At 59.8% G+C, this 12584-nt stretch carries 12 protein-coding genes; 7 read left to right on the top strand and 5 right to left on the bottom strand.

Annotated features, from left to right (window positions below):
* Nucleotides 1-10: 10 nt before the first annotated feature.
* On the bottom strand, nt 11-208 hold the full coding sequence (locus tag KT882_RS14890) for a hypothetical protein (protein WP_161072224.1): 198 nt from the start codon (nt 206-208) through the stop codon (nt 11-13).
* A gap of 38 nt (nt 209-246) precedes the next feature.
* On the opposite strand from KT882_RS14890, the gene phaC reads away from it, so the two are divergent.
* A complete protein-coding gene (phaC, locus tag KT882_RS14895; RefSeq protein ID WP_228896443.1) occupies nt 247-1989 on the top strand; it encodes a class I poly(R)-hydroxyalkanoic acid synthase in 1743 nt (580 codons plus the stop codon).
* A gap of 158 nt (nt 1990-2147) precedes the next feature.
* Nucleotides 2148-2702 (top strand): polyhydroxyalkanoate synthesis repressor PhaR, encoded by a 555-nt coding sequence (gene phaR / locus KT882_RS14900; protein WP_228896446.1) that lies wholly within the window; start codon nt 2148-2150, stop codon nt 2700-2702.
* Between the two features lie 92 nt (nt 2703-2794).
* On the opposite strand, the gene KT882_RS14905 is transcribed toward phaR, so the two are convergent.
* A complete protein-coding gene (locus tag KT882_RS14905; RefSeq protein WP_228896447.1) occupies nt 2795-3670 on the bottom strand; it encodes a flagellin N-terminal helical domain-containing protein in 876 nt (291 codons plus the stop codon).
* A gap of 132 nt (nt 3671-3802) precedes the next feature.
* Here KT882_RS14905 and rimO point away from each other — a divergent pair, with 132 nt between their 5' ends.
* The 4 genes from rimO (at nt 3803) to KT882_RS14925 (ending at nt 7866) form a co-directional block, all read left to right on the top strand.
* Nucleotides 3803-5200: a 30S ribosomal protein S12 methylthiotransferase RimO gene (gene rimO, locus KT882_RS14910; protein WP_187358684.1), complete on the top strand. Its 1398-nt coding sequence runs from the start codon at nt 3803-3805 to the stop codon at nt 5198-5200.
* 67 nt (nt 5201-5267) lie between these two features.
* A complete protein-coding gene (locus tag KT882_RS14915; RefSeq protein WP_161072220.1) occupies nt 5268-6434 on the top strand; it encodes a cystathionine beta-lyase in 1167 nt (388 codons plus the stop codon).
* 4 nt (nt 6435-6438) lie between these two features.
* Nucleotides 6439-7206: an APH(3') family aminoglycoside O-phosphotransferase gene (locus KT882_RS14920; protein ID WP_228896449.1), complete on the top strand. Its 768-nt coding sequence runs from the start codon at nt 6439-6441 to the stop codon at nt 7204-7206.
* Nucleotides 7207-7221: 15 nt separating this feature from the next.
* Nucleotides 7222-7866, top strand: a complete 645-nt coding sequence (locus KT882_RS14925; RefSeq protein ID WP_228896451.1) for a GNAT family N-acetyltransferase — start codon at nt 7222-7224, stop codon at nt 7864-7866.
* Between the two features lie 994 nt (nt 7867-8860).
* Here KT882_RS14925 and KT882_RS14930 read toward each other — a convergent pair.
* Nucleotides 8861-9877 (bottom strand): IS30 family transposase, encoded by a 1017-nt coding sequence (locus KT882_RS14930; RefSeq protein ID WP_267478617.1) that lies wholly within the window; start codon nt 9875-9877, stop codon nt 8861-8863.
* Between the two features lie 873 nt (nt 9878-10750).
* Between KT882_RS14930 and KT882_RS14935 the strand changes: the two genes are divergently transcribed.
* On the top strand, nt 10751-11767 hold the full coding sequence (locus KT882_RS14935; protein ID WP_267478617.1) for an IS30 family transposase: 1017 nt from the start codon (nt 10751-10753) through the stop codon (nt 11765-11767).
* Between the two features lie 33 nt (nt 11768-11800).
* Here KT882_RS14935 and KT882_RS14940 read toward each other — a convergent pair whose 3' ends face one another.
* The gene (locus KT882_RS14940) at nt 11801-12082 is read right to left on the bottom strand and encodes a hypothetical protein (RefSeq protein WP_228896453.1); all 282 of its coding nucleotides are present in this window, start codon (nt 12080-12082) and stop codon (nt 11801-11803) included.
* A gap of 64 nt (nt 12083-12146) precedes the next feature.
* Complete coding sequence (locus KT882_RS14945) at nt 12147-12566, bottom strand: STY0301 family protein (protein WP_228896455.1); 420 nt, start codon at nt 12564-12566, stop codon at nt 12147-12149.
* Nucleotides 12567-12584 lie beyond the last annotated feature (18 nt).

Genomic DNA, 12584 nt, shown 5'->3' on the forward strand with positions numbered 1-12584 from the left:
CCGGAAGGCCTTAGGCTTCGGGTGGCCGCTCGGCGGCTGCACGGGCGGCGCGGGCGCGCTTGCGCCGGCCCGATCCTGTTAAATAGAATAGTATTCCCAAAGGCAACACGCAATACAGCAAAAACGTCATAATTCCGGCAACCACGGTAGGTTCGGTGAATGCCATCAGCACCACCACGTAGATCCAAGCAACAGCGACAATCAGCATAAGCAGTCTCGGTAAAAAACTCTTTTTATGGACTAAACATGAAATTGCCCGATCCTCAAGCCTTTGCCACCTCCTGGACCTCGCAATTCAGCGACCCGGCCCAATGGCAATCCTGGTTCAACATGGTGCCGGACGTCCAGTCCCACCCCATCGGCGCCATCCTGCGCGATGCGGGCGCCACCATCAAGCCTGACACGATCGAGCAGCTGAAAAACGAGTACCTCCAGCAATTCGGCGCGCTGTGGCAGGAAGTCCTGTCCGGCAAGGCGCCGTCGCTGAGCGACCGCCGTTTCTCCTCGAGCGCCTGGCAAAGCAACCCGGTGACCGCATTCAATGCCGCATCATACCTGCTTAACGCCAAATTCTTGACCGCCATGGCCGACGCCATCGACGCCGCGCCGCAACAGAAGCAGAAAATCCGCTTCGCCGTGCAGCAGGTAGTGGACGCCATGTCGCCCGCCAACTTCCTGGCCACCAACCCGGAAGCCCAGCAAAAGCTGGTGGAAAGCAAGGGCGAAAGCCTGACCAAGGGCCTGGCCAATATGCTGGGCGACATGCAGAAGGGCCATATCTCGCTGTCGGACGAGTCCGCCTTTGAAGTGGGCCGCAACCTGGCGCTCACGCCGGGCCATGTGATCTACGAGAACGATTTGTTCCAGCTGATCCAGTACACGCCGGCCACCGCCAAAGTGCACGAGCGGCCGCTGCTGATGGTGCCGCCATGCATCAACAAATTCTACATTCTCGACCTGCAGCCGGAAAACTCCGTGGTGCGCTACGCGGTGGAGCAGGGCAATACCGTGTTCCTGGTGTCCTGGCGCAATCCGGACCAGTCCATGGCTCAGGTGAGCTGGGACGACTACGTCGAGCGCGGCGTGATCAACGCCATCGGCCTGGTGCGCGACATCAGCGGCCAGGACAAGGTCAACGCCTTCGGCTTTTGCGTGGGCGGCACTCTGGTCAGCACCGCGCTGGCCGTGCTGGCCGCGCGCGGCGAGCAGCCCGCCGCCAGCCTGACCCTGCTGACCACCTTCCTGGACTTCAGCGACACCGGCGTGCTCAACGTCTTCGTCGACGAAACCCAGGTGGCGCTGCGCGAGCAGTCGCTCAAGGCGGGCGGCCTGATGCCGGGCCGCGACCTGGCCACCACCTTCTCCAGCCTGCGTCCGAACGACCTGGTGTGGAACTATGTGCAGTCCAACTACCTGAAAGGCAACGAACCGGTGCCGTTCGACCTGCTGTACTGGAACTCGGACAGCACCAATCTGCCCGGCCCCATGTTCTGCTGGTATCTGCGCAACACCTACCTGGAAAACAGCCTGAAGGAGCCCGGCAAGCTCACCGTGGCGGGCGAAAAGATCGACCTGTCCGCCATCGACGCCCCGGCCTTCATCTATGCCTCGCGCGAAGACCACATCGTGCCCTGGACCTCGGCCTACAGCTCGCTGAACATCCTGAACCCGAAAAAGCCCAAGGCCAACCGCTTCGTGCTGGGCGCGTCCGGCCACATCGCCGGCGTGATCAATCCGGCCTCGAAGAAAAAACGCAGCTACTGGATCAATGACGAAGCCACGCCCAAGACCGCCAAGGCCAAGCGCGCCGACGCCGACACCTGGCTGCAGGGCGCGGCCGAGCACGCGGGCAGCTGGTGGCCGGAATGGGCCAGGTTCCTGGCCGAGCATGGCGGCAAGGACATCAAAGCGCCCACCCAGCCCGGCAACGCCACATACCAGCCTATCGAGCCGGCTCCAGGCCGCTACGTAAAAATGAAAGCCGACTAGCGTCTTGGTTGCGTTGCAATAAAACACGAAAGTTATAAGCCAGAACGTGCTGATGAGTTTTTTTCACTCTATAATAGGACTATAAGGCTTGTGAAAAAGCGAACCTGGTTCGCTTTTTTTTCGGATTAACGCGCTGCGGCGCAATACGTGGACTTGTGATGAGTAGTGCAAAAAAAAATGCGGAACGCTTGATCAAGAAATATCCCAATCGCCGGCTGTATGACACGCAGACCAGCTCCTACATCACCTTAACCGACGTCAAGCAGCTGGTGCTGGACAACGAAGAATTCACGGTGGTCGACGCCAAGTCGAATGAAGACCTGACCCGCAGCATCCTGCTGCAAATCATCCTGGAAGAGGAGGCCAGCGGCGTGCCGATGTTCTCCACCAGCGTGCTGGCGCAGATCATCCGTTACTACGGCCACGCCATGCAGGGCATGATGGGTTCCTACCTGGAAAAGAACGTGGAAGCCTTCACCGACATCCAGCGCAAATTCACCGGCGCCTCGCTGGACGGCAAACCGTTCAGCCCGGAAATGTGGACCCAGTTCATGAACGTGCAAGGCCCGATGATGCAAGGCATGATGAATAACTATATCGACCAGAGCAAGAGCCTGTTCGTGCAGATGCAGGAGCAGATGCAGAACCAGAGCAAAAACCTGTTCGGCGCCTTCCCCTTCGTCATGCCGGTCCCGCCCACCGACAAAAAGTAACGCGCTTTCCCCACCGAAAAAGGGGTCAGGGTTAATTTTCCGCGAGCGGAAAATTAACCCTGACCCCTTTTTTTGCGTTTCCGTACGGAAGATTACTGGAGCAGGGAGATGATCAGGCTGCTGACGCTGCTGCTTTGCTTGAGCATGGCGGTGCCGCTTTGCATCAGCATCTGGCTGGCCGTCATGACCGCTGTTTCCTGGGCGAAGTCGGCGTCCATGAAGCGGCCTTCGGCGCGCGTGGTGTTCAGGCTGATGTTCTGCAGGTTGGCGTAAGCATGCTCCAGCCGGTTGGATACCGAGCCGAAGATGGAGCGGCCGGCCGCGACGCCGTCGATTGCGGCGTTGACTTTGTCTATCGTGTCGCCGGCATTGCCGCCAAGCAGCTCATCGCCCAGCACGGGCAGGGCGGCGATGTTGCCGGCGTTGAAGACCGAAGTCTTCGTCAGGGGCTGGAAGGCGTCTTCGTAGGCGTCGTCGAACTGGAAAATGAAGCGTTCGCTGGCGTCGGAACCGATCTGGAAGGAGCGGTCGAAGTCGGTGAAGGTGCCGCCCGGGAACAGGCCGCTCTCGCCGAACACCGTCTCGTGCCAGATGGCGCGGCTGTTGTCCTTGGCCAGGCCGTCGTATTCGGCCTGCATGGCTGCACGGTCGCTCTCGCTATAGCTGCCGTCGGCCGCCTGCGTGGCCAGGTCCAGCATGCGCTGCAGGTTGTTGCCTATGCCCTCGTACAGCGTTTCCACCGACTGCAGCTGCGAAATGCTGTTCTGGATGTTGCGCATCGCCACCTTCATGCCGCTGCTTTGCGCCTTCAGGCGCGTGGCGATCTGCAGCCCGGCCGCGTCGTCCATGGCCGAGTTGATGCGGTAGCCGGTGGCCAGCCGCGTCGCGCTGACGGCCATCTGCCTCTGCGTGGCCGTGGTGGCGTTCAGTGCGGCCAGATTGGCCTGGCTGGTGTGTAAGCTGAGCAAGAGTGCCTCTGGGATGGAATCTTTTACTTAAGGCAATTATACATAAGTGAAGTGCATTTTGGAAACATCTTGCCTGCGCCCGCATAGGGTATAATGGCCGATTGGCTTGAACATTGATCGCTTCCCACTACCATGCAAGAAATCTCCCGTATTCCCAAGGCTGCAACCGCAGCGGCACCCGCCGGCACCGCTCCCAAAGTCGGATTCGTTTCGCTCGGCTGCCCGAAAGCGCTGGTTGACTCCGAACAAATCCTGACCCAGCTGCGCGCCGAGGGTTACGAGACCGCCAAGTCCTACGACGGCGCGGACCTGGTGATCGTCAACACCTGCGGCTTCATCGACGCCGCCGTGCAGGAATCGCTGGACGCCATCGGCGAGGCGCTGGCCGAGAACGGCAAAGTCATCGTGACCGGCTGCCTGGGCGCCAAGAAGGACGGCGACGGCAACGACATGATCAAGACCATCCACCCGAAAGTGCTGGCCGTGACCGGTCCGCACGCGCTGGGTGAAGTGATGGCCTCGGTGCACTTCCACCTGCCCAAGCCGCACGAGCCTTTCATCGACCTGCTGCCGCCGCAAGGCGTGAAGCTCACGCCCAAGCACTACGCCTACCTGAAAATTTCCGAAGGCTGCAACCACCGCTGCAGCTTCTGCATCATCCCGTCCATGCGCGGCGACCTGGTGTCGCGTCCAATCGGCGAGCTGATGCTGGAAGCGGAGAACCTGTTCAAGTCCGGCGTGAAGGAACTGCTGGTCATTTCGCAGGACACCTCGGCTTATGGCGTGGACGTGAAATTCCGCTCCGGCTTCTGGAACGGCCGCCCGATCAAAACCCACATGACGCAGCTGACCGAAGCGCTGGGCGAGCTGGCCAAGTCCTACGGCGCCTGGATCCGCCTGCACTACGTCTACCCATACCCGCACGTCGACCAGATCATCCCGCTGATGAGCGGCGGTAATGTGCTGCCTTACCTGGACATCCCGATGCAGCACGCGCATCCGGATGTGCTGAAGCGCATGAAGCGTCCGGCCAGCGGCGAGAAGAACCTGGACCGCATCCTGGGCTGGCGCGCCATGAATCCGGACCTGACCATCCGCTCCACCTTCATCGCCGGCTTCCCAGGCGAGACCGAAGCCGAATTCGAATACCTGCTGGACTTCCTGAAAGAAGCCCAGATCGACCGCCTGGGCTGCTTCGCCTATTCGCCGGTGGAAGGCGCGACCGCCAACGAGATCGCCAACCCGGTGCCGGAAGAAGTGCGCGAAGAGCGCCGCGGCCGCGTGATGCTGCTGCAAGAGGAAATCTCGCGCAAGCGCCTGCAGGCCAAGGTCGGCAAGACCGTGCGCGTGCTGATCGACGAGCTGACCCCGAGCGGCGCGGTCGGCCGTTCCGCTGCGGACGCGCCCGAGATCGACGGCGTGGTCTACGTGAAGAAGCCATACGAGCCGCACAAGAAACTGAAAGTGGGCGAATTCTTCGACGTGGAAATCACCCGCGCCGACGCGCATGACCTGTGGGGCGAGGCGTAATTATTCCACTGCTGTAAAATCGAAGGCGGACGCGCACAGGCGGTCCGCCTTTTTTCATTCAAGAGCCATGACGAATCCAAAATCCCAGCAGACCGCCCTGATCCACACCGACTATGAAGCGCCGTCCGGCTTCGCAGCCTTCCCGACCGCCATCCACCACGCATCGACCGTGCTGTTCAAGAACGTTGCCGCCCTGCGCTCGGGCGAGTGGCGCGAGAAGAACGCCTATACCTACGGCCTGCACGGCACGCCCACCACGTTTACGCTGGAAGCGCGGTTGGCAGAAATCGAAGGCGGCCTGCATTGCCTGCTGGCGCCGAGCGGGCTGGCGGCCATCGCCATGGTCGACTTCGCGCTGCTGAAAAGCGGCGACGACGTGCTGCTGCCGGATAACGTCTACAACCCTAACCGCGAGCTGGGACGCTGGCTGGCCGACTTCGGCGTCAGCGCGCGCTATTACGATCCGCTGATCGGCGCCGGCATCGCCGCGCTGATCCAGCCCAACACCAAACTGGTGTGGACCGAGGCGCCGGGTTCGGTGTCGATGGAAGTGCCGGACCTGCCGGCCATCTGCAAGGCCGCGCACGAGAAGGGCGCGCTGGTCGCGCTGGACAACACCTGGGCCGCCGGCCTGGCGCTGCGCGGCTTCGAGCTGGGCGTGGACGTGGTGATGCAGGCGCTGACCAAATACCAGTCCGGCGGCTCGGACGTGTTGATGGGGGCCGTCATCACGCGCGACCGCGCGGTGCACGACCGCATCTCGCAGGCGCACATGCGCCTGGGCATGGGCGTGGGCGCGGACGACACCTACCTGGTGCTGCGCGGCCTGCCGACCATGAAGCTGCGCTTCGAAGCGCACGACAGGGGCGCGCGCAAAGTGGCGGCGTGGCTGAAGGCGCGTCCCGAAATCACCAAGGTGCTGCATCCGGCGCTGGAAGACTGCCCAGGCCACGACATTTGGAAGCGCGACTTCAGCGGGGCGGGCGGCCTGTTCTCGGTGCTGTTCGACGAGCGCTACACCGAAGCGCAGACCGACCGCTTTGTCGACGAGCTGAAGCTGTTCGGCATCGGCTACAGCTGGGGCGGCGCCAACAGCCTGGCGGTGCCATACCGCATCCAGGCCATGCGCCAGGACTGGCAGCACGGAAAAGGCATCCTGGTCCGCTTCAACATTGGCCTGGAAGATCCGGACGACCTGATCGCCGACATCGAGCAGGCGCTCGGCAAGCTGTAAGCGCATGCGGCCGCCAGCGATTGCCGGTTTTATCGGGAACGCCGCGCTGCGGCGCGATAAGGTTGGCGAATCGCCGTGCCAGGTGCATAGCTTCAAGCGTGGCAAGGAGCTGTTCTACCTGAAGGCATCCCCGGCCGTGTACGCGCCCACCACCTACAGCGTTCAGCGCGAAGCCGCCATCCTAGGCTGGCTTTCCGGGCGGCTGAACGTGCCCGAAGTGGTACTCACCGCCAGCAGCGATACGCACGAATACATGATCACGCGCGCCGTGCCCGGCGTGCCGCTGTCCGCGCGCGTGCAGGCCGGGCAGCCCGTGCTCGAACTGTTCCTTGAAGCGCTGGGCCAGGTGCAGTCGGTGTCCGCCGCCGGCTGCCCATTCGACGCCGGCGCGCAGTTCCGTTTGCGCGAACTGGACTACCTGCTCGGCAAAGGCCTCATCGACGAGGACTACGACCTCACGCCATGGTCCGGCCTCGCCACGCCTCAGGATCTCGTGGCGCGCCAGCACGCCACCGTCCCCCAAGAGGACCTCGTCTTCGCCCACGGCGACCTGGGCGACAGCAATGTCTTCGTCGATCAGCACGATCAATTGCACTTCATCGACTTTGGCCGGGGAGGGCTGGCCGACCGCTGGATGGACATCGCCTTCGCCCACCGCAACCTGCGCGAGGATGTCTCCGAGCACGCAGCCGCGCAACTGCTGCTCGGCCTGGGCTTGCACGACGCTCCTGCCAAGCGTGAATTCTTCGAGCAGCTTGATGAACTCTTCTAACAGAAAGAACCGAGAATGAACGAGATCGATTTGCCCTTGCTGGAACGCTGGCTGACTGGCTGGAGCCTGTCCCGTGGCGTGCCGCTGCCCGTCAGGGAAAATGGTGGCTTGAGCGTCGAAGTTGGCATGCCACTCCAATTGCGCCGCCATGTTTTCCTCGACGCCGGACCTGCGCTGCAGGCATGTGCCGACAAAATACATGCCCCTCTCATCTACCTGAAGGCGCCGGTCGATCCCGCCGTCCTGCGCGCTGCACTGCCGTCCCGCTGGGTCGTGGAAGACCCGGGCTACCTGATGCTGGGACCCGAGACGATGACCAAGCATGCAGAACTCCCACCCGGCTATGTGATCGAAGAGTCGGCGGAATACGGCGCCAAGCTCGTGCGCGTCATGCACGCGGATGGCGAAGTAGCCGCCTCAGGCCGCATAACCACGGACAAAGGCTGCGGCGTATTCGATCAGATCATCACCTCCGAATTCCATCGCCGCCGTGGCCTGGGTACGGTGGTCATGCAGCATCTGGAAGCGATAGCCAGGCAAGCAAATGTGACTGAGCGCCTGCTGGTCGCCACCGAGGAAGGCCGAGGCCTTTACATGAGTCTCGGCTGGCGGCTGCTTGCGCCGTGGAGCACGGCCGTTTTGCCTGCGCCGGAATTGTAGGAGCGCTGTCGCAGCAGAAGATTGCAAGTGGCTGGTGACAAAGCGCGCATTTTCACGAGCATGCTTTGAGGTAAATTATAGGTCAGCGTTGCCATCGTGCACTATGTCATGTTTTTATTGAAGGAAGAAATGAAGGTAACTCCTTACGTAAGCGCCATATTGGTATCGCTGGCTGCTGCTCTTGGCTGCACCTCGGTCTTCGCTCAAATGGAAGCGCCGATTTTGAAGACAAACAGTATGACGCTTCGATGCGATAGCAGCCCGTCCGGCGAGTGTGCATTCCTCTTGTATTCCTCTGAGTGCAACCAGGGTGCCATCAAGAATGACCATCCCGTGCTGCAATGCATTCACGAATTCGTTACTGAATTTTCTCTCAAGGTTGGTGAATCAAGGGCTCTCACAAACCTTCCCCCTAACGTCAAGCAATGTACGGTAATAGCAAACGTGAAACCCAAATTTCCTGATTGCGCCCGCTAGCGCAACGGACCGCTATGGGTTTAATGGCTAGATACCTTCACCTTCCTGTTGTTGTGGCATCGCTTGCTGTGTGTGCCGGACTTCATCCGGCTCATGCTGAAGAGGGTTTCGGCATTGAGGACGACAAGTTGCGCCTGGTACCACCAGCCGTAATGAAGGCTTTGCGCGCTCATGTTAGCAAGACAGAGTACAAAGACTGTGCGCAAGGTCAGTTTGTCGGAAGCACGGTGGACTTGGATGGCCGCGGCCGGAAACTGGACTGGATCGCAAAGACAGCGGATGGCTGCGCGTGGGGGGCATCAACTGCAAAAATCTGGGTATTGAGAAATGAGAAGACTCACTACCGAGTTGTGCTGGACAGCGGTGGCCAAGGCGTAGTTTTGTTGAACTCAAAGAGCAATGCATTTCGGGACCTGAAAATATTTAGCGGAACAGCCGGACGCTTGTCAGATGTGTTGTTCAAGTTTGATGGCCTACGATATGCAAGGCGGTTTCAAATACCAAGCGCAACACTGGGTTAATTAACAGTGTCAGTTGAATGTTGTAGCAGTTCGATGTGTTGAGTATAAACGACGAGTGGCGATTCGTAATTGAGCCTTGCTCTGGGGCGCGTATTGAGCGATAAGGCGATGGCGTCGAGCTCGTCCTGCGAGTAGATCGACAGGTCGGACCCCTTCGGCATGTATTGGCGCAGCAGCCCATTGGTGTTCTCGTTCGAGCCGCGCTGCCAAGGGCTGTGCGGGTCGGCGAAATAGATCTGGACACCGGTGCGCGCGGTAAGGATTTTATGGCCGTGCATCTCGCGGCCCTGGTCGTAAGTCATGGTCTTGCGCATCGCCGCCGGCTCGCGGTTGAGCACAGCGGAGAAGCTGTCGATGACCGCCTTGGTGGTGGCGTTGTCCATCTTGGCGAGCACCACAAAGCCGGTCGTGCGTTCGACCAGCGTGCCGACCGACGAGCGGTTGGCGGCGCCTTTGATGAGGTCGCCCTCCCAGTGGCCAGGGATGAGCCTGTCCTCAACCTCTGCTGGACGGATATGGATGCTTTGCATATCCGGGATTTGGCCGCGCCGGTCAGTGCCCCGGCTGCGGGGTTTGCGGACTTGATTGTGGTGGCGCAGACAGGCGATCAACTCGCGCTTGAGTTCACCGCGCGGATGCACGTAGATGGCGTTGTAGATAGTCTCGTGGGACACGGTCGCGGTAGGGTCGTCTGGCCAAAGGGCCTTGAGTTTGCGCGCTATTTGCTGCGGTGACCAGAAAAGATTCAGGTGATGCCGGACCACCTGGAATAACACGCCGTCCGGATGCAGTTTCGGCAGGCGGCGTGGCAGCACGCGCCGGGCTTGACACTGCGCATGGGCGGCGTCGGCGTCATAGACTCCGACGCCGCTGGTGCGCTTGAGTTCGCGGCTGATCGTGCTGGCAGAACGACAAAGGCGTTTAGCAATGGATCGGGTGGAGCACTGGTCGTCGCGCATGGTCATGACGACAGCGCGCTCCTGGGTTGTCAAATGTTTGTAGATTCTCGCCATGGCGGCACCTTACAGCAAAAGGTGTTGCACTTGGTCTTTGAGAACACCCAATATTCATTGAAACGCCATGACCGTTGTAGATACTCATGAGCGATTGAATCGCGGCCGAGGAGCACGATATCTTAAAAAGGCTGCGGATTGTGCTCCAATTATTTTCTTGACGGTATTTCTTAATGGATAAAAATTCAAAAATGTTTTCTGATGCTAGAGCGATTTTCTGTGAGAAATATCTAAGCCTCTGCGATACGTATAGTTACACTCGTGGGTCGGCCAAATCTCGCCCAACATCAAAAGAGCTATTAAAATCCTCCGTTGGAATTATTAATTTAAAAAAATGCCCACCACCTGGAAACGTCTATGATGTGTTAGATATTCCAGAGGGATGTTCTCTAAGATTTGTCTTAAAATCGACAGGCTCTATATATGCAAATTTTCGTATCGACGAATACGCGTCAACTATGCACAGTTTGTATTGTTACTCAATGAAAGACTTTAATCCAAACTTTGTGGACTATTTCCCTACACCCTTACCTCAAGATTTGGAAGAGTTGCTGGAAGTCTTCGTGTCCCTGAGAAATTTGTTTATAGATCTTGCGGCTTTTGTGAGGCCAATATCAACCATTTAAATCCGATAGTTTTAAATTCATTTTCGGAGTGAATTTTCAATTAAATTTCCGTTGATATTGGGTGTCCTGACTTTTACGGGCGCACACCTTTTGGCAAATTTCATCAACAGGAAATGACGAAACGTTCAGTTTCGGCATAATGGCGGCGGCGTTGCAGGAGCGGCCGGCGCTGCAGTGCCAATTGAGAAATGCTTAAAGGGGTGTTCTCAAAGACCAAGTGCAACACCTTTTGCTGTAAGGTGCCGCCATGGCGAGAATCTACAAACATTTGACAACCCAGGAGCGCGCTGTCGTCATGACCATGCGCGACGACCAGTGCTCCACCCGATCCATTGCTAAACGCCTTTGTCGTTCTGCCAGCACGATCAGCCGCGAACTCAAGCGCACCAGCGGCGTCGGAGTCTATGACGCCGACGCCGCCCATGCGCAGTGTCAAGCCCGGCGCGTGCTGCCACGCCGCCTGCCGAAACTGCATCCGGACGGCGTGTTATTCCAGGTGGTCCGGCATCACCTGAATCTTTTCTGGTCACCGCAGCAAATAGCGCGCAAACTCAAGGCCCTTTGGCCAGACGACCCTACCGCGACCGTGTCCCACGAGACTATCTACAACGCCATCTACGTGCATCCGCGCGGTGAACTCAAGCGCGAGTTGATCGCCTGTCTGCGCCACCACAATCAAGTCCGCAAACCCCGCAGCCGGGGCACTGACCGGCGCGGCCAAATCCCGGATATGCAAAGCATCCATATCCGTCCAGCAGAGGTTGAGGACAGGCTCATCCCTGGCCACTGGGAGGGCGACCTCATCAAAGGCGCCGCCAACCGCTCGTCGGTCGGCACGCTGGTCGAACGCACGACCGGCTTTGTGGTGCTCGCCAAGATGGACAACGCCACCACCAAGGCGGTCATCGACAGCTTCTCCGCTGTGCTCAACCGCGAGCCGGCGGCGATGCGCAAGACCATGACTTACGACCAGGGCCGCGAGATGCACGGCCATAAAATCCTTACCGCGCGCACCGGTGTCCAGATCTATTTCGCCGACCCGCACAGCCCTTGGCAGCGCGGCTCGAACGAGAACACCAATGGGCTGCTGCGCCAATACATGCCGAAGGGGTCCGACCTGTCGATCTACTCGCAGGACGAGCTCGACGCCATCGCCTTATCGCTCAATACGCGCCCCAGAGCAAGGCTCAATTACGAATCGCCACTCGTCGTTTATACTCAACACATCGAACTGCTACAACATTCAACTGACACTGTTAATTAACCCAGTGTTGCGCTTGGTATTTGAAACCGCCCTTCATTGAGATCCCTGCGTACCGGCGTCACGTGCGGCCATGCGCTGCTCTGACGCTTCTACAAATGCAACCGTTTCATCGATAGCAGCGCACGTGCTTTCGATACTTTGTATAGCCCTGTCCAGCAGGTCCTTGAGCGACCGCCGGCTGCGCTCGGGAAGCAGGGACAGCGATGCGCGGAACAGGAATTCTTCGTTGGACAGGCCCGCGTCAGCGGCTAGCTGGACGATGGCGGCTCGCTGCTCATCGCTGAGCAGCATGGGAGATGAGGCAGTCCGGCTCATTTCGCTCTCCTTATCTAAGGCTACGCTGGCAGTTTAAGTCCCGCGCAGCGCGGAGCAAGCCGCCTCAAGAGCACGTCAGCGACTGCAGATGCCCCGGCGGCGGGCCGTCGCTCTGGTCATAGCGGGCCACGCAGCGGGACACGTGGGTGTCGAGTTTGCGGGCGAGGACGACGGTGGTGTCGCGGTAGGCGCAGCCGATCCAGAATTCCGGGGCTTGCTCGTGCCGGATGCGCCACTGCGTGATCAGGTTTTTGCCCTTGGAACTCTCGTCCGGCGTGACTTGCACGGAGTCGCTGGGATGGCCTGAGAAGAGCTGGGCGTGCTCGAGCTTGTATTCGGCGGCGCCGCCCACCGGTTCCCAGCCTTCGGCGGTGGTGACGGTGGTGGACGCCAGGATGGCGGGCGGGCACACGATTTCTTCTTTCTGGGCTCGCGCGCCGCTGGTTGCCAGCGCGGCGCAGAGCATTGCGGCTGCGTGTTTCATGTCGCCTCCCGGTTCCAC

It is taken from the genome of Pseudoduganella aquatica (genome assembly GCF_020865585.1).
GTDB lineage: Bacteria > Pseudomonadota > Gammaproteobacteria > Burkholderiales > Burkholderiaceae_D > Rugamonas > Rugamonas aquatica_A.